Annotated in this window: 13 protein-coding genes; 4 read left to right on the forward strand and 9 right to left on the reverse strand. The window is 63.5% G+C overall.

Going from position 1 to position 21451, the window contains the following annotated elements; genetic code table 11:
* Nucleotides 1-3: 3 nt before the first annotated feature.
* Nucleotides 4-1326: an amidohydrolase/deacetylase family metallohydrolase gene (locus tag ACOYYX_RS16410; protein ID WP_422930988.1), complete on the reverse strand. Its 1323-nt coding sequence runs from the start codon at nt 1324-1326 to the stop codon at nt 4-6.
* Nucleotides 1327-1521: 195 nt separating this feature from the next.
* On the opposite strand from ACOYYX_RS16410, the gene ACOYYX_RS16415 reads away from it, so the two are divergent.
* Nucleotides 1522-2736: a RidA family protein gene (locus tag ACOYYX_RS16415; protein ID WP_422930989.1), complete on the forward strand. Its 1215-nt coding sequence runs from the start codon at nt 1522-1524 to the stop codon at nt 2734-2736.
* A gap of 114 nt (nt 2737-2850) precedes the next feature.
* Here the strand turns inward: ACOYYX_RS16415 and ACOYYX_RS16420 are convergent, their stop codons facing one another.
* The 8 genes from ACOYYX_RS16420 to ACOYYX_RS16455 all read right to left on the reverse strand — a co-directional run bounded on the left by ACOYYX_RS16420 (nt 2851) and on the right by ACOYYX_RS16455 (nt 15404).
* Nucleotides 2851-4494, reverse strand: coding sequence for an L-lactate permease (locus ACOYYX_RS16420; protein WP_422930990.1), 1644 nt, complete (start codon nt 4492-4494; stop codon nt 2851-2853).
* 386 nt (nt 4495-4880) lie between these two features.
* Nucleotides 4881-7955, reverse strand: coding sequence for a protein translocase subunit SecD (gene secD / locus ACOYYX_RS16425; RefSeq protein ID WP_422930991.1), 3075 nt, complete (start codon nt 7953-7955; stop codon nt 4881-4883).
* Between the two features lie 128 nt (nt 7956-8083).
* Nucleotides 8084-8467 carry a preprotein translocase subunit YajC gene (gene yajC / locus ACOYYX_RS16430; protein ID WP_422930992.1) on the reverse strand — a complete coding sequence of 128 codons (384 nt, stop codon included), beginning with the start codon at nt 8465-8467 and terminating at the stop codon, nt 8084-8086.
* 109 nt (nt 8468-8576) lie between these two features.
* Complete coding sequence (tgt, locus tag ACOYYX_RS16435; protein ID WP_422930993.1) at nt 8577-9692, reverse strand: tRNA guanosine(34) transglycosylase Tgt; 1116 nt, start codon at nt 9690-9692, stop codon at nt 8577-8579.
* 8 nt (nt 9693-9700) lie between these two features.
* Nucleotides 9701-11035 (reverse strand): DNA-directed RNA polymerase subunit alpha C-terminal domain-containing protein, encoded by a 1335-nt coding sequence (locus ACOYYX_RS16440; protein ID WP_422930994.1) that lies wholly within the window; start codon nt 11033-11035, stop codon nt 9701-9703.
* A gap of 217 nt (nt 11036-11252) precedes the next feature.
* A complete protein-coding gene (locus ACOYYX_RS16445; protein WP_422930995.1) occupies nt 11253-12464 on the reverse strand; it encodes an FG-GAP repeat domain-containing protein in 1212 nt (403 codons plus the stop codon).
* Between the two features lie 126 nt (nt 12465-12590).
* The gene (locus ACOYYX_RS16450; protein WP_422930996.1) at nt 12591-13988 is read right to left on the reverse strand and encodes a neutral/alkaline non-lysosomal ceramidase N-terminal domain-containing protein; all 1398 of its coding nucleotides are present in this window, start codon (nt 13986-13988) and stop codon (nt 12591-12593) included.
* A gap of 255 nt (nt 13989-14243) precedes the next feature.
* Nucleotides 14244-15404, reverse strand: a complete 1161-nt coding sequence (locus ACOYYX_RS16455) for a CAP domain-containing protein (RefSeq protein WP_422930997.1) — start codon at nt 15402-15404, stop codon at nt 14244-14246.
* Nucleotides 15405-16061: 657 nt separating this feature from the next.
* On the opposite strand from ACOYYX_RS16455, the gene ACOYYX_RS16460 reads away from it, so the two are divergent.
* The 3 genes from ACOYYX_RS16460 to ACOYYX_RS16470 all read left to right on the forward strand — a co-directional run bounded on the left by ACOYYX_RS16460 (nt 16062) and on the right by ACOYYX_RS16470 (nt 21343).
* Nucleotides 16062-17903 carry a phospho-sugar mutase gene (locus ACOYYX_RS16460; protein ID WP_422930998.1) on the forward strand — a complete coding sequence of 614 codons (1842 nt, stop codon included), beginning with the start codon at nt 16062-16064 and terminating at the stop codon, nt 17901-17903.
* Nucleotides 17904-17948: 45 nt separating this feature from the next.
* Complete coding sequence (locus tag ACOYYX_RS16465) at nt 17949-19271, forward strand: excinuclease ABC subunit UvrC (RefSeq protein WP_422930999.1); 1323 nt, start codon at nt 17949-17951, stop codon at nt 19269-19271.
* A 167-nt stretch (nt 19272-19438) separates the two neighbouring features.
* Nucleotides 19439-21343 carry an ABC-F family ATP-binding cassette domain-containing protein gene (locus ACOYYX_RS16470; protein ID WP_422931000.1) on the forward strand — a complete coding sequence of 635 codons (1905 nt, stop codon included), beginning with the start codon at nt 19439-19441 and terminating at the stop codon, nt 21341-21343.
* The last annotated feature ends 108 nt before the right edge of the window (nt 21344-21451 follow it).

A 21451-nucleotide genomic window follows, 5' to 3' on the forward strand; every position in this document is an offset into this window, starting at 1 on the left:
CGATCAGCGCAGGACGATGGTGGAGAGCGTCCGCCGGAGGTAGTCGGAGAGCGATTCGCGAGAGCCGTCCCAGCTCCGGTCGCCGGTGTTGCGGTAATCCTTGGGCAAGGTCTGCCAGTCCGGCCGCGAGAGGCCGTTGAGCTCGTAGACGACTTTCCCTCCGAGGATGGTCATCTCGCAGGTGAGCTTCTTGTCGCCGCGCAACAAGGCACCGTACCCATCCATGAATCCAAATTTTCCGTTCTCGAGGTTGAGGACGGCGATATCGGCGGGGGCGCCGACGGAGAGGTGGCCGAGTTGCTCCTGCCGGATCGCCTTGGCGGGGTTCCAGGTTGAGCGGAGGATGATGTCTTCGAGCGGCATATCCAGGGCGAGGAACTTGCTCATGACGTTGAGCATGTCCTTCATGCCGCCGTTGGCGCTCGTGATGTGGAGATCGGTCGAGATCGTGTCTGGCAGGAACCCTTCCTTGACGATCGGCACGCCCACGCGCCAGGCGAAGCTGGTCCCGCCGTGTCCCACGTCGAAGATGATCCCACGCCTTCGCCCCTCGTAGAGTGCGGGATTGGCGGTTCCCGCGGGCGTGAGTTCGCCTCGGAGGCCCGAATAGACGTGGGTGTAGATGTCACCCGCCCGAAGCTTCTTCGCGAGCAACTCCGCGAGCGTCCGCTGCGGCGAGGCACGACCGAAGTCGACCATGACGGGGATATCCGCCAGCGTGCCGGCCTCGACCGCCCGCTCGACGGGTGTGAACTCGGGCCCCGGGTAGTGGGCCGTCTTCACGCCGACGATCAGGCCCTTGTGCTTCAAGGCCATCTCGGCGGTCGGCCTGGCCTCCATGTCCGCGAGGTCGCGTTCGAACCGCCGGCCCCGCATGCCGTGGCCGACGATGTTGATGAATGCGAAGACATGAGTGCGCGAACGATCGATGATCCTGGACTTGAACTCCTCGAAGTCGCGCCAGCCGGCGCACCCGGCGTCGGCCACGGCCGTCACGCCCGCGCGAAGCGTGAAGCCGTCGGGGGCGACGCTCTGCCCGCCGACGTAGGAATTCCGCTCTCCGGGTCCTGCAAAGACGTGAACATGGATATCGACGAGCCCTGGCGTGACGTAATGCCCGGAGACGTCGACGGTCTTGGCTGCATTCGCGGGGTCGATCGAGGCCGCCACCGCGGCGATCTTGCCGTCCTTGATGGCGACGTCAAAGACGCCGTTGCGATGATTCTTGGGGTCGATGACGTGGCCGCCCTTCAGGAGCAGCGTGTAAGACGGCTGCTGGCCGACGAAGTTGGCGAGGAGGAGGAGGAAGGCGGCTGGGAGCGTCATCGTGATTTCCCATCGGTAAGGCCCGGTCGGTTGATGCGTCGAATCCTCCCGCAGACATCTTGAGCCAGCGGTGCGGCCAAATCAAGTCTCGCGACGGCCGATGATAGAACCCCGTTATGCGCTCTGATACACTCGCGCCGTCGTTGTTATGGGACCATCGAGAGAACTGCAACTGGCAGGAAAGGGAAGGGAGCTATGAGCAGAGTCCGCCTGATCGTCCTCGCGCCGGTCTTCCTCGCACTGAGTTCCGCCCAGCCGGTCCTGGGAGAAGCTCCCGCCAAGAAGTTCATCACCCCGAACGGCGAGCGGCCCAAGGGGCTCTTTGCCCCCGGCGTCCAGATCGGCAAGACCCTCTACGTCGCCGGCAAGGGGGATTACAGGCCCAATGCCCCCTTCCCCGAGAAGGTCGAGAATTGCCTGAACGAGGTCCGCAAGACGCTCCAGGTTGCCGGGCTCGACATGCAACACGTGGTCAAGTCGTTCGTCTATCTCGAGGACCACGAGCAGTTCCCCGAGTTCAACAAGGTCTATGCCAAGTTCTTCCCCAACAACCCGCCCGCCAGGACGACGCTGGGAGTGCCCCAGGTGCCGGGCGAGTCCCGCGTCGAGGTCACTTGCATCGCCTACAGCGACCTCGCCGAGCGGAAGCCGATCGGTACCCCGCCCCCGAACTTCCCGTACTCACCGGGCATCCTCGCCGGCGATACGCTCTACATCTCGGGCAAAGGCGACCAACTCCCCGACGGCACACACCCCGCCACCTTCGAGGAGCAGGTCCGCCAGACCTTGCGCAACGTCGAGACGACCCTGAAGGCAGCCGGCCTGGATTTCAAGAATGTGGCGATGAGTCACGTCTTCCTCGACAAGTATGAGAATCTCGAAGTGACCAAGAAGGTCTACGCCGAGTTCTTCGAGAAGGGCAACGAGCCGGCCTGCGCCACGGTGTTCGTCGACTGGATCCCGGGCGGCTCCCACGTCGAGATCACCTGCATCGCGACGACCGACCTGGCGGGACGCAAAGTCGTGTGTCCCGAAGGATTCAAGCCCGGCCCGGTCGAGGCGGCCGTCACGGCGAGCCCCGCAGTCTGGGCGGGGAACACGCTCTATCTCTCCGGCATGCCCGGCTTCAAGAACGAGGGAGAGGCCGTGACCTCCGGCCTGGAGGAACAGGTCAACACGATGGCCAAGCATCATACCGATATCCTACAGGCCGCCGGCCTGAACCTCGAGGACATCGTGGCGGGTTGGGTCTATCTTCGCGACATGAAAGACTATCAAGGGATGAACGACATCTATCGCAAGTTCTACTCGAAGGGCCCCGGCGTCCGGACCTGCCTGATGCCGAACTCGTCCTATGAGAAGAACCAGATCCTCGTCCGCGGTTCATTCATCGCGGCCCGGTCGAAGTGATCGCTTGCTGACCTTGCTCTGTCCCAAATTGCGGCCGGCAGCCTCGCTCGGGGTTCGCCGGCCACAATATTTTCCGCTTCATCACACTCTTCGCGAGCAACGAAGCCGAGGTCTTCAGGGCTTCGACGCGGCCGGGATCCAACCCGGCACGAGGAAGGCGAACGCCATCACGATCAAGCCCACGATGGCGACAAGCGCGAGGCTGTGCTTGATGACGACGCGGAAGATCGCCGCCTCGTTGCCGACCTGCTGCGTCGCTGCGCCGGCCACCACGATCGACTGAGCGTCGATCATCTTGCCCATCACTCCGCCACTCGAGTTCGCCGCGGCCATCAGGACGGGCGAGAGTCCCAGACGTTCGGCGGTGACCTTCTGAAGATTGCCGAAGAGGGCGTTGGAGCCGGCGTCCGTCCCCGTGAGCGCAACGCCGAGCCAGCCCAGGAGCGTGCCGAAGAACGGGAAGGCCATCCCGGTGTGCGTCAGGCTCAGGCCGAGGACGGTATCCATCCCCGAATAGCGCGTCACGAAGGCCAGCCCCACCATGAAGCTGATCGTCATGAGCGAAGCGGCCATGCGAGCGACCGTTCGGAAGAAGATCCGGGCAATCCGGATCGGCGACAGCCCCAGCCCGAGTGCGGAGATCACGCCGCCGGCGAGGACCGCGGTGCCGGGGAGCGTCAGCAGGTTGAAGTCGATGAAGGCGTCTTCAGGAATTGGCTTTGGCACGACGGGAGGCATGCGCAGGACGGCTCGATGCAACCAGGGCATCGGCTGCTTCAACGCCGGGAAGCTGAGCACTGCGACGACTTTCGGATGGGTCGCGAGGAAGATCAGGAGCGAGGCCAGCAGAAACGGCGACCACCCCTTCAGCACCGCCCAGATCGAGTGGTGACGCGCCTGCGTTCGACCGCCGGCCATCGCGGGATCGTGGCCCAGGATCGTGGCCGGACGCCAGACCTTCAGGAACGCGACCATGACCAGCAACGACACGAGCGCGGCCACGACGTCGACCAGGCCCGACTCCTGGTAATTGGACCAGTAGAACTGCGTGATGGCGAACGAGAGACCGCAGACGGCCAGGGCCGGCCACACGGCGAGGGTCTCTCGCCAGCCGACGAGACTCCGCACGAGCCAGAGCGGCAGCAGGGCTGAGAGCGGCGGCAGGATCCGCCCCGTCATGGCGCTGAGTTGCGCCTCGGGCAGGCCGGTGACGCCCGCCAGGACGCGGATCGGGTTGCCGACTCCGCCCCAGGCGACGGGCGCGGTGTTGGCCACGAGGCAGAGCGTGGCTGCCTGGAACGGCTCGAAGCCCAGGCCGATCAGGAACGAACCGGCGATCGCCACCGGTGCCCCACCGCCCCCAGTCCCTTCCAGGAAGGCTCCGAAGCAGAACGCGACGAGGATCAGTTGCAGCCGACGATCGGCCGAGAGGGATGCGATCGAATCCTTCATCACCTCGAACTGTCCCATCTCCACGGCGATCTCATAGAGGAAGATCGATGTGATGATGATCCAGGCGATCCTCCACAGGCCGAACTGGACGCCGAGCAAGAACGCCCCGCCCACCAAGCTCGGCGGCATCCTGAAGACCAGGGCGGCCAGCAACACCGCCATTAGCGCCCCGGCCAGCGCCGCGACCCAGACGCGGGCCTTGAACACGAGGAGCACGAAGAAGAGGGTGAAGACCGGCAACGCGGCGACGGCCGTCGAGAGCGGCCAGGCGTGGAGCGGGTCGTAAGTCTGAGGCCAGGTGTCCAAGTCTTGCCCCCTTCATCGCTCGATATCAACGCGTAAGATTGCAATTTTGTCGGATGTGAACAAGAAAATGCCTGATTACCAACGGATCTGTGGGGACGAGTGGTGATACCACCATGCGACTGATGGGCATGCCAATCGAGCGGGCCTCGCCATGGCTTAGATCCTGGATGCAACACCTCACGATCAGATCCATCGTCCCGGATGGGAAACACTGTAGTGGGCGGGTCTCTGCATGTCGATCGGCCAGGTCTCATCCTTCGTGGTTTTCGATATGATCGTCGCGAAGGCGGAAGGGAATGGATGATTTTGAAACACAAAGACGGCGGCCGAGAGGTGTCTCTCGGCCGCCGTCCAGGTCTTCGACGATCATTCAGCGAACGAAGCGATCAACGGGTCGCAGCCAGTTCCTTCTCGTTCGCAGGTGTAGCACCCTTCTCCGAACCTATCCAGTCGATGAGGATCGGGCTCGCGATGTAGATCGTGCTATAGGTACCGCTCAAGAAACCGACGGTGAGGGCGAAGGCGAAGCCGTGGAGCCCTTCGCCACCAAGGACGTAGAGGATGAGCACCACGAGCCAGGCGGTGAACGACGTGAGGATCGTTCGGCTCAAGGTCTGGTTCACGGCATCATTGATCATCTTCGCAGTCAGGCCCGGGGTCTTCCCCTTGATCTCGCGGATTCGGTCGAAGACGACGATGGTGTCGTTGACCGAGAAACCGATCAAGGTGAGGAAGGCCGCGATCATCGGGAGGTCGATCTTGAACGGATCGAGCAAGAGGACCTCTTTCACCCCCGGGATGTTTGCGAGCCAGTAACTGACCGCCACCGCACCCAGCGTGACGAGCACGTCGTGGACGACGGCGATGACGGCCGCGAGGCCGTACGTCAGCGACTTAAACCGCAGCCAGAGGTAGGCGATGATGATCAACCAGCTCGCGACCGTGGCGATCAAGGCCAGGGTCTGGGTCTCGCTGGCGACGGTACCGCCGATGAACGTGATCCTCTCGAAGAGGAGGTCGCGGTTGTTCTGGAGAGCCGAGGCCAACGTCGTCAGCTCTTTCACGGCGACCTCAGGCTCGAGGTCGGTGCGGAGGAGGAGCGTGTTGTTGGCCTTGGACCCCGGAGGCGCCACGATCTCGAACCGGGCCGTCGGATTGGCGATCTTGTCTTCCTTCAGCACCTGATTCGCGAAGATCGAGGAGACGACCTCGGCGGCAGGCTGCGAGCTATTGAACGTCAACGTGTTCAGCTTCAGCTCATACTGACGACCACCGGCGAAGCGGTCCTGCACGACGGCCTTGTCGCCTTCCTTGGCCGCGGCGGGGATCGGCTTGCCCTCGCCGAACGTCATGGTGACGCGTTCGAGGGTGGTGCCGAAGGCCTCGAGGATCTTGGCACGAACCTCGTCGGGCTTCTCGTTCGTGGTCCGGATATTGAACCGATTGAACGTCTGAGCCTGGCCGACCTTGAGGCTCTCGACCGTGACGTCGGGGAGGGTGCTCGCCCGCTGCCTGACGAAGCTGGCTCGTTCGGACTCGGACAGCTTCTTGACCTCCGGATCCTGCTCGTTGAGCCGGATCGTGGCCAGGGTACCGCCGGTGAAATCGATGTTAAACATGCTCTGGCCTCGGACGAAGAACGCACCGAGTCCGAGGGCGATGATGATAACCGACGCCGTCATGCAGTAGTAACGAGGACCGACGAAGTCGTAGCTCGTCTTGTCCATCATCTTCATCATCGTCAGTTGCTTGATCCACTTCCGCTGATAGCAGAACTCGAAGATCACGCGAGAGACGAAGACGGCGGTGAACAGGTTCCAGAGCATGCCGATGATCATCGTCAGGGCGAAGCCCTTGACTTCCTCGGTGCCCACCCACCACAGCACTATGCCCGACAGCAAGTTGGTGACGTGCGAATCGAAGATCGTCACCCACGCCCGGTTGAACCCGTTGCGGATCTGCTGGGCGAGACTGGCGCCACGCTCCTTCTCTTCTCGCATACGCTCGAAGACGAGCACGTTCGCGTCGACCGCCATACCGATGGTCAGAGCGAGGCCCGCGAGGCCCGGTAGCGAGAAGGTCGACTCCATGAACGCCATCGACCCGATCAGCAGGATCATGTTCAGGATCAGGGCGATGACCGCCACGACGCCCGCGAACCTGTAATAGATGACCATGAAGATCGGGACGACGAGCATCGACACCCAGATGGCACGGACGCCCTTGGCGATCGTGTCTTCACCGAGGGTCGGGCCGACCTTCTCTTCCTGGAGCGGGTTCGGGTTCAAGCTGGCGGGAAGGCTACCTTCCTGGAGGATCTTGATGAGGTAGTCGACTTCCTTCGCCTTGAAGCCCTGACTACCACCTTCGATGATCCCCGTCTCGCGGATCTGAGAGCTGATCGAGGGGGCCGACATCACGAGGTTGTCGAGCAAGATTGCGAGCTGATACTTGAAGGCCCCTTCCTCTTCGGGGAGGTGCTCGCCGGTGAGCTGGCCGAAGCGCCGGGCCCCTTCCCGCTTGAAGATGAATCCGACGGCCGGCTGGAGTCGCTCGTCCTGGGTCGCATAAGCCTTCGCGAGGTACTTGCCGTTCACGTCTTGGCGGTCGACGTTGCAGAGGATCGAGCGCTCGGTCTTTCCCTCGGAGATCTTGTCTTCTCGGATGATCGGGTCACTCGGCCGAGGATCGTTGGGGATGCCGCCCCGGATGCCACTCGGGTTGTAGTCGACCCGATAGGAGGTGATCGACTTCAGCGGGACCGCGTCCGTCAGGAAGAGGGTGTCGTTGGTGTTCCGCTCGATCCTCGCGCTGACGGTCTGGTCGGTCCCCGTGGAGTCCTTGCCCGTGAGTTCGACGTCGTTGCCGGCGTAGAGGTTCTTCTTCCAATCCTGCGCGGGGTCGGTGATCGACTTGTCGCCCACCTTGGGGTTGGTGCCGGTCGAGACCTCGCCGAGGCGGGCCCACTTGTAGCGCGAAGGGGGACGCGATCGGCCGTTGGGGCCGAGGGCTCGCTCGATCACCCCTTCGTCATGCTTGCGGTTGGCCAGTATCCGGAACTCGAGGGCACCGACGTCGGTGAGGAGGCGTTTGACCTCCTCGACGTCCTCATCGGCCGGGAGGATGATCTCGAGGCGGTTGCTGCCGATTTTTCGGATCGGGATTTCCTTGATGCCCTCGGGGTCGACGCGATGCTTGAGGGCGGAGATCAACTCGTCCATGTTGAAGTTGGACGAGAGGTTCTCCTTGAAGGCCTCGTAGACGAGGATGGTACCGCCCGACAGGTCGATGCCCAGCTTCAGCTTCTCGGCCGGCGGCACGATCGCCTGGAGACCCGCGAAGGTCAGCGTCAGGATTATGCCGAACTTCTGATGGAGCTTGTTCCCGACGGCAAGGCCGTAGACGGCATAAATGACGCTGAGAACGATCGCCAGGGTAAAGATATAGCCGAGCGCTAACATTGCGAAGTCCTAACTGAATAAGTGCCCCTACCGCCAGCAAAGCCGGATGGGATGGGAAAAGAGCCCCGCTATCGATTTCGAAACGCGTCCCAGCACTCGCCCTTCCGGGACGCGAAAGAAGTCACATCCTATTTGGCGGGTTCCGCCGTCTTCTCCGAGCCGGCGTCGAGGATCCGGACCACGGCGGCCTTGGTGAAGGCCACTTTGACGCCGCGGTCGTCGTCGATCCTGAGGACCACCTTGTCCTGGTCGGGGTCAATGGAGACGACAGTGCCGTAAATTCCGGCGGCAGTCACGACCCGGTCGTTCTTCTTCAAGGCACCCAGCATCTCCCGTCGACGCTTCTCCTGCTGCTGCTGGGGCCGGAACAGCAAGAAGTATCCCCAAAGCACGATGATGGCGATGAAGGGGAGCATGTTCAACAGCCCGCCTCCGCCGGCACCTGCCCCACCGTTTCCGGCGGGGGCGTTCTGGGCGAAGATCAAGGGGAAGTCGAGGAACTGGTCGGGCATTGCTGGGGTCCGTGAATGATGCGGGGGGCCGCCACGCAAGAGTCCGCCGCGTCGCTGCGGATGTAGACTTCCTGACTAATTCTCGCGCTGGGCAACTGCACTCTAACCGCTAGGGTCCTAGTGCTTCAAGCACTTCCGCCCTAAAGGGGACGAATCGCCCCTCGGTAATCGCTTCCCGAATCTGATTTGTCAGGCGATGGAGGTACGAGACGTTGTGGATCGACGCCAGGATCGGCCCCAGCATCTCCTTGGCCAGGAACAAGTGTCGGAGATAAGCACGGCTGAAATTGCGGCATGCGTAGCAGGCGCATCCTTCCTCGATCGGCCTTGGATCGAGCCGATGCGACGCGTTCCGGAGCTTGACGGGCCCCTTCGCGGTGAGGCATGTGGCATTGCGGCCGTTTCGTGTCGGCAAGACGCAGTCGAACATGTCGATCCCGGTCGCGACCGCGTCGAGGATGTCCTGGGGACGTCCGACTCCCATCAAATAGCGAGGCTTGTCGCTGGGCAGGAGATGCGTGCTCGCGTTGAGGGCCTCGCGGACCTGCTCACGGCTCTCTCCGACGCTGACCCCGCCGACGGCATAACCTTCGAAGTCGAGGTCGATGAGGGCCTCGGCGCACTCGGCCCGGAGGTCGGCGTGGCTCCCGCCCTGCACGATTCCGAAGAGGGCCTGGTCGGGCCTCGAATGAGCATCCTTGCAGCGTTTGGCCCAGCGGACGGTCCGCCCGACCGCCTGGGCGATCACCTCTTTCGTCGCCGGCAGCGCGGGGCAATGGTCGAAGCACATCGCTACGTCGGCGCCCAGCGCCTGCTGGATCGCCATTGCGCTCTCGGGGGTGAGCTCGAGCAACCTGCCGTCGATGTGCGAACGGAAGGCGACCCCCTTCTCGGTCATCTTCGACCGCTCGGCCAGGCTGAAGACCTGGAAACCGCCGGAATCGGTCAGGATCGGGCCGTTCCAGCCCATGAAAGAATGCAGGCCCCCGAGCGCAGACACGACCCCCTCGCCCGGTCGCAGGGCGAGGTGATACGTGTTGGCCAAGAGCATCGTGGTGCCCGACGCCTCGATCTGGTCGGGAGTGATCCCCTTGACGGTCGCCTGGGTGCCGACCGGCATGAATACGGGGGTTTCCACGACCCCGTGGGGCGTGAACAAGCGACCCCGCCTCGCGAGCGAGCCGGGGTCGGTGGACAGCGTCTGGAAATGGACGGGGCGTGACAACGAAAGACTTACTCGTTCTTGAGCTTGAGGTTGAACTCGGTCAGCTTCTCGCGGACCTCGTTCAAGGACGTCACGCCGAAGTTCTTGCACTCCATCAGCTCGTCGCCGGTGTGGACGATGAGCTCGCCCACGGTCTGGATGCCGAGCTTGGTCATGCACTTGCGGGCACGCACGGAGAGGTTCAGGTCGCTGATCGGCTTGGCGAGCAGGGCCTTCTCTTCCTGCGAAAGCTCCTCGATCGGCTCCATCCGAGCGTCATTGGCCGCCCGCTCGCCGCCTTCGAGGGCCATCCCCAGCCGCAGGCCCTTCGAGGCCATCATCTCCTTGATCTCGGAGAGGGAGGTCTCGCCGAAGTTCTTGCTCGCGAGGAGCGCAGCTTCGGTGGTTCGGGTGAGGTCGCCCAGCGTCCGGATGTTCATCTTCCGGAGGCAGTTGCGGCTCCTGACCGACAGTTCGAAGTCGGTCACGGGGATCTCGAGGAGCTGACGGAGCACGGTGAAGCCGCGTTCCGCTTCCTCGTCGTAGTACATGTCCTTGCTGGCGCGGCAATCCTTGAAGAAGAGCCGGGCGCGAGGGTGGCTCGGGTCGAAGGCCAGGACCTGACGATAGCAGGCCTCGGCCTCGCGGAACCGCATCTCGTCCTCGTACAGGACGCCCAGATTGATCAGGGCGGCGAGGGGGACGGGCGGGCGCTGGGTGCAGCGCTTGTAGTACTCGACGGCCGTCTCGTCGTTGCCGTAGAGGTCGTTGATGTAGGCGAGTTCGAAAAGGGCGCCGGTGTGGTCGCGGTCGAGATTCAGGGTCTTCTCGAATTCCACGGCGGCATGGGTCAGCTCGCCGTCGAGTGCGAGCAGACTGCCTCGCTGATAGTGGTATTCGGCGGAGCTTCCGGCGAGCTTCTCGAGGCCATCCAGCAGGGTCTGGGCCTCCTCGACCTTCCCGGCCCGACGCAAGGCACCTGCGCGGTGGAGTTCCGACTGCTTCTGGTCGTAGCCCGCGGTCGTCGCGGCTGCATACGCTTCAGCGGCATCATCCCAGCGCTGGAGGTTCTGGAGCGCAATCCCTCGGTAGAAGTGGGCGAGGCCGAGGTCCCCTGCCTTCTTTAACTGCTCGAAACCGCTCGGATATCGACCGAGCAGAACCTCACCAACGCCGAGACGGAGGTGGATGTCGGGCGTCATCGACGCTTTCTCGCGATCGCGCATGGCGGCCACGGCGTCTCGCAACGTGCGGTATCGTGAAGGGTCTCGTCCCAGGACTTCACGCAGGTCGGCCACGGCCGATTGGTCGAAAGGTTGACGATCGAGGAGCGTCCGCACGTCAGTGGTCATAATCTCGGGCACTGTCACTCACTCCCTCGCCTCCGGCTCTTGGACCCGACCACGGGTGCTTAGATCGAGTCTCACCGGTCGGGTTCGCGTAAAGCCGATTGCCGCATCTGTCAAGTAGCGACCACCGTTTCGAGGCAAGCCAATTATTGTAACCATCATGGCCGCACATGCAAGCCGACCATGCTCGGAACACGCAGATCCAGAATGGATCAGAACTTAGGGAATTCGGTCATTTCGGCGCGACGTGCCGGGATCTCAGAATCAGGAATTGGTCGGCCTCATAACAAACGACGCCAAGCCCTGACGGCATGTCCACCAGTGCACGCGGTCCCTTCCCGGGGAAAGCGTCGACGCGAGGCTCGACGAAGGCCTTGCCGAACGCCGGGTTTCCGGTCCCTCGCCAGCGCACGACCTTGTGAGAGAGATGGCAGGCGGCGGCGAGGTCGAGATGCCCATCCTTGTCTTCGTCGTAGAGAATGACCTCGCGGATCTCGTCGGCGGTCGCCTCCCCCTGCTTCAAGGTTCCCGGCGAGAAGCTCCCGACGAACTGGATTCGCGGCTCCCGGTTCAGGAAGACCGCGACGTTGTCCGACGGACCTCGGTTCCCCACGACCAGGTCCGGACGGCCGTCGCCATCGAGGTCCCCCGCCTTGAGGTGATAGGGGATCGTCCCCTGGGCATGAAACGTTTGCTGATGAGAAAATCCACCGACGCCATCACCTTTCCAGATCTCGACGAGGTTCGATGAGTAGATCGAGAAGGCGAGATCCGCGAGGCCGTCACCGGAGAAGTCAGCGACGACGACGTCGCGAGGTCCGGGAGGAAGAGGATAGATGCGCTGGGTGAAGCTTCGGCTTCCCTCGTTCAGGAGGACGACGAAGAAATCACCGGACCAGGCGACTGCCACGAGGTCGCGCTTCCCGTCGCGATTGGCGTCAACAGCCGCGACCGAGGTGAGCCCAGGGGTCGCGTAGTGAGGCCTCCCCTCGGCGTTGAAGTTCTTCTCGTAGCGGAACGGCCCCCCCTGGATCTGGATGTGGGCAGCGTCCGAAAGCCGATCTTCCCCCTCCCTCCCCCAGAGGATCGAGAGATCCCGGCCGTCGTTCGACTGGAAGTTCGCGACGGCGACGTCCTGACGGGCATCGCCATCGATGTCGGCGACGATCGCCGTGTAAGGACCGAAGCCGACGCGGTAGTCCTTACGCACGCGCGGCTCCGAAGCCCCGGCGGTGAAGTAGACGGTGAGGATCTCATTGGCCGGGACCTTCTCTGTCGGGAGCCGCAATTCACCCCGGCAAGGGATGACGACATCGGGGGAGCCGTCCCCATCGATGTCGCCGGCCCCGACCTGATAGGGACCTCGACTCGTCTTGAGCACGACCGACTCGCCCGAAGCTTGGACGCAGACCAGCATCAGGAGGCAGACAATATGTCGACCCATTCAATCCTACGTACATTCCGAGTTGAAAGGTTTACCGAACCAGGCGAGCGTCACTCGCAAGTCCCAGCAATGCGGCCGAGCCCGATTGAACGTCCATAAAATATTGAGAATCCTGGGCTTGAGAGTTCAGGGCTTCCGAGGCTCGTCGAACGGCGGGGGCAGGAGATCATGGACGGTGCGGATGAGCAAGTCCTCCGCCTCGGGAGCAAGCTTGGCCGGTTGGCCGTAGAGGACCATCGAGAAATCGGCTTCGTACCCCCCCTCGTTCAGGACGCGCCTCGACGCGACGTAGCATCGGGCGTCGTTGGTGTAGGCCGAGATCCAGAGACGATTGGCGTCGATCTCCCACTTGAGCCGGAGGGCGTAGTCGATTACCACCTCGCCGGCGAGGAAGACCATGGCGAGGTCGCCGTCGAAGCACCAGGTTGAGACCGGATAGGGGATCGATTTGGCCAGGGGTTCGCCGCGATCGAGCTGGGCGATGAGCTTGCGGGCGAAGTAGCCCTCCGAGCCGGGTTTCTTGGTCCTGGGCTCGAGTTCCGCCTTGGTCGGCGCGGCTTGCAAGGGCAGTTCGATCTGGCGGGAACGCGCGGCGATCTTGCCGCTCAGGGGCTTCAAGGAGGTCTTGAGCAGTCGGGCGACTTCCTTGGCAATCTCGGCTCCGTGACGACGAGCGTCTTCGACCTTCCCGGCCGGTTGAGGGCCCGAATCCCCCGCACAGCCGATCACGGCCAGGGCCAGGGCCCCAGGATTCTGGGCCTCAATTTCCTCGCAGGCAAAGCCCGCCCAATCGCCGCATATCTGGTTGAATTCGCCGGGCATGCAGGTGCAGTGGCAGGTGTAGCCGAAGACGATCGCCCGGGGCTTGCCGCCGGGGTCGGTCACGCTCAGTATCGGCAGGCTCTGGTCGACGGGGCCGTTGGGATTGAGCCCGAAGCCGACCCATCGGCCGTCCCTCAAGATGCGTCGATTTCCGGCGAAGCCAACATGTCCCTGGCCCCAGGCGAGTCGGCCGGGGGAGCGTGCGTCGAGGGCCTTGAGGGCGACGTTTTCGATCGCGAGGGTCAGCTCACGCGTGTAGCGCTGGATGTGTTCGACGTGAACGGCCGGGAGCTCGCCGAGAAGCGTATCCGAGGCCGTGCTCAGGAAGGGACCCGAGTGGGTGTGCGAGGCGCAGATCGCGATCCGTTCGCGCTTCACGCCGCGCTTCGTCTTCAGGTTCGCCGCGACCTCGTCGGTGATCGAGGACGCGACGGAAACGTTATCCACTGTGATGATCAGGGCCGGGCCGTCGCCGGTCGTGTCATCGCCGATCGCCAGAGCATGGGCCCGAAGCTTGTTGACGACCCCTTCCGACTCCTTCGTCCGACTCGCGTAACCGGCGAGGCGAATCGGATACTCGGGCGTGATATCGACCACGGCGGCGCCGATCGGCAGAAGCGGCGAGTTCGGCTCCTCGGCCCTGGCAATGGAAGCACCGTGTAGGAATGTGAAGACGAGGGAGAGTAGCAGGCGCGGTTGCATATCGAGGTTCCTCGAGGGCTTCAACGAGGCCGATCGGCGGGATTTCGAACCGGGAAGGCGGGATTTCGCTTCGATCAATGCCGATCGCACATGCGGGCGAAGGGCTGGAGGATGCCACGAAGGGAACCGGCTCGGCAAGATCCTTGTGGGGTTGAGATATAGGATTCGCGTAACGAAAAAGCCCCTCCTGCGGGCGGGTACCGCAGGAGGGGCGGGCTGTTCAACCGAACGAGACAACCTTTGACTTCTTAGATATCAGGATTTCTTCTGGGCGACCCAGCTGCTCCAACCCGAGGCCCAGTTGCCGCTGGTGAAGCTGTTCTTGCCGGTGGCCTGCGTCGCGGTGAGGACGGGTGCCGAGGTCGTAACGGGGGCGGTCGTGGTCGACTTCTGCGAGTTCGTCACGACGTTCGACAGCATCATCGCGGCCGGGGTCGAGGTCGTCGTCGGGGCGGTCGGGGGCGGGGTGCTGGCCTTGGTCACGGTCGGGGTCACCGCGGGGACGGAACCACCCTGCCACTTGTCGCTGAGGTTGTAGTCGACCTCGACGTTCTGGGTCCCGATGGTGACGTTCTGGCTGTTGACGACGCTGTTGCCGACGAGGGCGGTCACCTTGTAGGTGCCGGGGTCGAGGGCCATCTGGTAGCCGCCCGAATCCCAGGTCTGGACCGTCGTGGTCTGGCCGGTGGCGGTGTTGGTGGCCTGGATGGTGACGTTCCCCTGGCCTTCGCCGGCCTGGAAGAAGTCGTCGCTGTTATTGTCGTTGAAGGCGACGCCCAGGAGCTGGGCCTTGTCACCTTGCTGGGCCCCGAAGTCCTGCGTGATCACGTAGGGGCCAAGGCCGTTCTTGTTCGTCTTGACGATGCCGATGCCCACTTCGCGATAGGCATTGTCGGCCGACGTGACGGGCTGGAGGATGTTGTTGCGGTGGCCGTTGTCCGAGACGCCCCAGTCGATCAGGAAGGCCTGCATGGCCTGGTCGACCGAGTCGGAGTAGGCGTAGGCATTCTCGCCGTCCGTCGTGCGATTCTTGTAGCCGGCCTGGTCGAGGCGCTGCTCGAGGGACGATCCGTTGGCGCCGGTGTGGGACTGGACGCCGGAGTCGGCCTGGTACTGGCTCTGCCCCTGAGCGGCGTTCGCGAGCTGGGTGTTCCAGGCGAGCGGCGGCTTGGCCGGGGTCGAGGCGATGGCGTTCTTCACACTCGAGAGGTTGACGTTGTAATAATCCACGGTCGCGGAGACGTCCGCGTCCAGGTTGGAGGTCACCCGATTCGCCATGGCCGCAGGGTTGGTGCGAGCCTGGTTGAGCAGATAGAGCATGTACTGTTGCTGATCAGTGGGTCCACCGCTAGACAGCAGTTCTCGGCTTTCCAGGAGTTCCAATCGCAGCGTTCGGTGGCAAGTCGGGCGGGACATTGGGACCTCCGTGCTTATCTCGTATCCGCCCCCCAGCAGCGCGGGGCGTGGTTCAATCTCGCGAGCGGCCAACTCAAAACTGGGAGCTGGCATTCCGTTAGGCCGCTCCGACTTGAGGCGAAAATCTCGGGTGCCGGGTCTTGTCATCGGCGTGGCGGGCTTAGTGTAAGGCAATGGCCGTGCCACTTGGGCTTGACTCGCCCCATACAGCCCCAAAATGGGTAGCAAGTCATGGCGGAGCCTTGGACTTAGGGTTTCTGACGAGTTTTTCTCGCGAAAATGCCCCGAAAATCCGGCCCCGAGACCCCCTTGGAAGATTGGCGCAGACCCCTCGAAGGCGATCTTACAAAGGGTCGTTTTTTACAATGACTGACGGGCCCGGATGCTCACAGAAATCTCCCTCAAGTTTAGGTTTATGACGACCGATCGGGTCGTCCGCGAGGCGCCGAAGGGATCAGTTTTGCGGCCTATGCGGTCTGGGAATCCCCTGCGGATTGCGAGGCGGCTTGCGAGTCCGTTTGGATCGGGATAGCTTAATGGGACGAGTCGTGCCGGACTTGCCGAGGGGCCTGGATCCGACGGCGAAGCGACGGCGTCCGTCCTTCAACTTCCACCCGAATCACCAATTCTTCGATTTATTAGCTTGGAGATTTGTTCATGGCTTCGGCTGATGATTCTCTCGATCGACTTTCCCGAGCAGAGGCCGAGGGGAAGATCTCGGCGTCGGCGGCGGCGAACGTGCGCCGCTGGCTGACCGAGGCCCCCTTCTCGTCCTATCGCCCACGCCTGGTCGAGGACATTGTCGCCGACAACTGGAAGGTCCTGGACGACGCCTTCTACGCCGTCCTCGAGTTCGGCACGGGGGGGCGCCGCGGCAAGATGTACCCCGTCGGGACCAACGTCCTCAACGCCCGCACGATGGGCGAGAGCGCCCGAGGCCTCGCCGACTACGTGACCGCGCGCAAGGGGGCCGACTCGCCACGGTCGTGCGTGATCGCCCGCGACACCCGGCACAACTCGCCCGAGTTCGCCCAGCTCTGCGCCAGAGTCCTGGCGGCGGCCGGGTTTAAGGTCTACCTCTTCCCGGATCCCCGCTCGACCCCCCTGCTCTCGTTCGCGGTTCGCTACCTCAAGTGCGACGCCGGGATCATGATCACCGCCTCGCACAATCCCCCGTCCGACAACGGGTTCAAGTGCTACGCGGCGACCGGCGGTCAGGTCATTCCCCCCGACGACTCGGGCATCATCAACTGCGTGAAGGAGGCGTCCGACCGCGAGATCCCCGAGATGCCTTACGAGGAGGCCCTGGCCAACGGCTCGATCGTCCTCGCCGGGACCGAGGTCGACGACGGGTACATCTCCGCGGTCGTGGGGGAGTCGGTGAGCTCCGCCCGCGACCTATCGATCGTCTACACCCCGATGCACGGCGTCGGCGAGACATCGGTCGCGGCCGCATTGATCAAAGCGGGATTTGCCAAGGTCAACATCCTTGCATCCCAGCGCACGCCCGACGGCGACTTCCCTAACGTCCCCGGTCACGTCTCGAACCCCGAGATTCCCAAGACCCTGGATGCCTCGATTGCCGAGGCGAAGAAGACGGGCGCCGACCTCGTCCTCGCCAGCGACCCCGACGCCGACCGCATCGGCGTGGGCCTGCCGGTCACCGGCGACCCGAGCGGCGAGTGGACCACCCTCGACGGCAACCAGATCGGTAGCCTGCTCGCGGCCTTCATCCTCGAACAGACCGAGGCCCAGGGCAAACTCCGCCCCGAGCATTACATGGTGACCACCATGGTCACCACGCAAATGGCCAGGGCGCTTGGCGAGCGCAAGAACGTGAAGACCGAGGACGACCTGCTCGTCGGCTTCAAGTGGATCGGCCAGCGCATCGACGAGGTGGGTCCGAGCAACTTCCTCTACGGCTTCGAGGAGTCGCACGGCTACCTCAAGGGGACGCACGTCCGCGACAAGGACGCCGCGGTCGCGGCCTTCCTCTTCGCCGAGCTCGCCGCCACGGTCAAGGCCCGCGGCCAGACGGTGCTCGAGTATCTCGACAGCCTCTACATCGAGGTCGGCCACTACGGCGAGCGCCTGATCAACAAGACGATGGAGGGGCGCGAAGGGGCCGGCCTGATCCTCAAGCTCATGGCCGCCTTCCGCAACGATCCGCCCAAGACGATCGGCGGCCTGGCGGTCAAGGAAGTCCTCGACTTCAAGGACCATGTCATCCGGACGCCGGACGGCAAGACGAGCCCCTTGCCCAAGCCCTCGGGCGACCTGCTGATCTTCCACCTCGATGCACCAGGTGTCCGGTTCGCCGCGAGGCCCTCGGGGACCGAGCCGAAGATCAAATTCTACCTCTTCGCCCGGACCGACACAGCCGGGGTGAAGGACCGATCTCAACTCGCCGAGATCAAGGCTGCGACCAAGACGAGACTTGACCAGATGTCGACCGACATCGAACAATATGTCAAGCAGGTCGTGGGTACGCCAGCGTAGGAGCTTGACACCACGCGACGGCGGGAGGGACCCCGAGAGGGTTGCATGTCCGAGCTACCGTTGACGACGACACCGGGGGAGAAGGTCCGCACGTTCCCCTCCACACCCGGCATCTACCTGATGAAGGATGCCCAGGGCCGCGTGATCTATGTCGGCAAGGCCAAGAACCTGCGCAGTCGCGCAGGTTCTTATTTCCAGAAAGGTTCGGCCGAAGACCGCCGTATCTGCGACTGGATCGGGGAGGTCGTCGATATCGACTTCCTCGTGGCCGACAGCGAGGTCGACGCCCTCCTGCTCGAAGCCCGGCTGATCAAGGACATCCAACCCAAGCACAACCAGGACCTGAAGGACGACAAATCCTTCCCGTATCTGCAAATCACCACTGGGGAGGACTTCCCCCGGGTCAACTTCACCCGCGAGCCTTTAGATAGAGGCGTAAAGCTCTACGGCCCCTTCCCCAGGGCCAAGAGCCTCCGAGGTGCTATCCAGGTCCTCCAGCGGATCTTCAAGTTCCGCACATGCTCCCTTGACATTGAAGAGGGTGACCCTCGCTGGCGATGGTTCCGCCCCTGTCTGCTTCACTCGATCGACCAGTGTACGGCCCCTTGCAATATGCGGATCGATCGAGAGGCCTACCGCACCGACATCCGCCGCCTCCGCCTCTTCCTCGACGGCAAGAAAGACGTCGTCGTGCATGAGATGGAAGAGGAGATGCGCGAGGCCAGCAAGTCGCTTCTGTTCGAAAAGGCGGCCCGCCTCCGCGACGAGATCAAGGCGCTTGAGACCTTGAATCTGCGGGGGGACCTGGAGAAGCACGCCCAGCCTGAGGTCTTCTACGTCGACCCCAGGAAGGGTCTCAAGGGACTCAAGAAGGCGCTCGACCTCGAGTCGATCCCGAGGACCATCGACGGCGTCGACATCGCGCATCTCGGCGGCACCGAGACGGTGGGATCGCTCGTCTCGTTCATCGATGGCCTCCCCTTCAAGCCGGGCTATCGTCGCTACAAGATCAATAGCGTCAAGGGGATCGACGACTTCGCCTCGATCCGCGAGGTCGTGAGCCGGCGCATTCGAGGGCTCCAGGAGCGCGACGAGCCCTTCCCCGACATCTTCCTCATCGACGGCGGCAAGGGACAGCTCAACGCGGCCCTCGACGCCTTCGAATCCCTCAAGGTGGTCCCGCCGACCTTGATATCGCTTGCCAAACGCGAGGAAGAGATCTACGTGCCCGGCCGATCCGACCCGATCGTCCTCAGCCGGCGCTCGTTCGCCCTGCGCCTGCTGCAATACGTCCGCGATGAGGCCCACCGCTTCGCGCAGCACTACCACCACATGCTCCGCAAGAAGCGCACCCTCGGTGAGGATTGAGCCGAACCCTGCCCTGCTGCGGGGCAGCTCTGCGCTTTCGCGCGGTCGAGGCGTGGCCTGTCCACCCCCCTGGCGGCTACAATCCAGGTCGATGGGCCTGCGACCGTCGTCGGCGATCGACCGCGTGACGACGATATTCCCCAGCTTCCAACCGAGACCGAAAGCCGATGATCCTTGTTTCCGCCAACGGGCTTGGCCGACAGTTCGCCGGAGATCCCGTCTTCTCCGAGGTCAAGTTCGAGATCCGTGCAGGGGAGCGAATCGGACTCGTCGGGCCGAACGGGGCCGGCAAGACCACCCTCATGCGGATCCTGGCACGCCAGGATCAGGCCGACTACGGCAGCCTCTACATCCGCAACGGCATTCGGGTCAGCCTCCTGAGGCAGCATCCCGAATTTGAGGCTGAAGAGACCCTGATGTCGGTCGCCCGCTCGGGGCTGGCATCGGTCCTCGAACTCCAGGAGGAACTCGAAGAGGCGGCCAAGGAAATGGCCGAAGCCGAGGATGAGGACGACCGCCTGCGAGCCTCGCGCCGTTATGGCGACCTCCACGACCGGCTCGAACACCAGGACGCCTACTCGATCGATCACCGCGTCGAGGAGATCCTCTCCGGCCTCGGTTTCCCGTCGGCCGACTTCCACCGCCAGGCCCGGACCTTCTCCGGCGGCCAGCAGTCACGGCTCATGCTGGCGAAGCTCCTGCTCGAGAATCCCGACCTGATGCTGCTGGACGAGCCCTCGAACCACCTCGACATCGAGACGACGGCCTGGCTCGAGAACTACCTGACGCGGCAGTCGGTCGGCATGGTGATCGTCAGCCACGACCGCTATTTCCTCGACAAGGTCGTGACCAAGATCTGGGAGTTGCATGACGGGACGGTCGATTCGTACCCCGGCAACTACACGCAATACTGGAAGCTCCGCTCCGAGAAGGCGAAGGTCCTCGAGCGGCAGGCCGAACGCCAGCAGGAAAAGATCACCGACCTCGAGGCATACATCCGGAAATACGGCGCAGGGCAGCGAGCCAAGCAGGCTCACGACCGCGAGAAGAAGCTCGCGCGTATCGAACGGGTGGAGACGGTCCGCGACATCGTCGGGCCGGCGATGGGGTTCGGCGAGGTGGAGCGATCGGGCGACATCGTGATCGAGGCCCGGAACCTCAATAAATCCTTCGACAAGCCTTTATTCCAGAACCTCAACACGTCGATCCTGCGAGGCCAGTGCGTCGGCGTGCTCGGGCCTAATGGCTCGGGAAAGTCGACGCTGATGAAGACGTTGATCGGCCGCGAGAAGCCGGACTCGGGCGAGGTCAAGATCGGCCACAAGGTGCAGATTGGATACCACGACCAGGGGCTCGAGTCGCTCGCCCCCGAGACGTCGGTCGTCCGCGCCGTCTGGCCGGACGACGACCCGGCCTGGGTCGAGGGGGACGTCCGCGACGTCCTGGCCCGGTTCGGCCTCTCAGGCGACATCGTCTTCCAGACCGTGGGAAAGCTCTCGGGGGGCGAGAAGTCGAAGGCCGCACTCGCGAGGCTCTCCGCCACAGGCGCCAACCTGCTCGTGATGGACGAACCCACGAACCACCTCGACATCTGGTCGTGCGAGGCCCTCGAGCGCTCGATCCGCGAGTTCGAGGGGACCGTCCTGGTCGTCAGCCACGACCGCTACTTCCTCAATCAGGTCGCCGACCGGATCATCGTGCTCGGCAACGGCAAGGCCCGGATGATCGAAGGGGACTTCGAGACCTATCAGCGAATCACTGAGGCCGAAGCGGAAGCCGCCAGGGTGAAGGCGGCCCAGGCCGCGACCGTCACGACTTCCGCCACCGAGAAGGCCGGCGAGAAGCCCGAGAAGCGGAAGAAGAAGTTCCCCTATCGCAAGCTCGCCGACATCGAGCGCGAGATCGGCGAGGTCGAGGCCCAGGTCGCTGAGCTGGAAGACCTGCTCGGTCAGCCGAACACCTGGCGCGATCCCATCAAGGCGGTCGAGACCCAGAAGCGCCACGAGGACCTGAAGAAGGACGTCGCGCGACTCTACGAGCATTGGGAAGAGGCCAGCGAGTACAACGCCTGAGCTCATGTGGCCGGAAATCAACCACACCCCGGGTGATTTGGTTCCGAGCCTCTCCTCCCGCTTCGCGGACGTGTTGTACAATAAAATCTGGACAACGCTCACCAACCC

It is taken from the genome of Singulisphaera chitinilytica, assembly GCF_049331405.1.
Taxonomy (GTDB): Bacteria; Planctomycetota; Planctomycetia; order Isosphaerales; family Isosphaeraceae; genus PoT.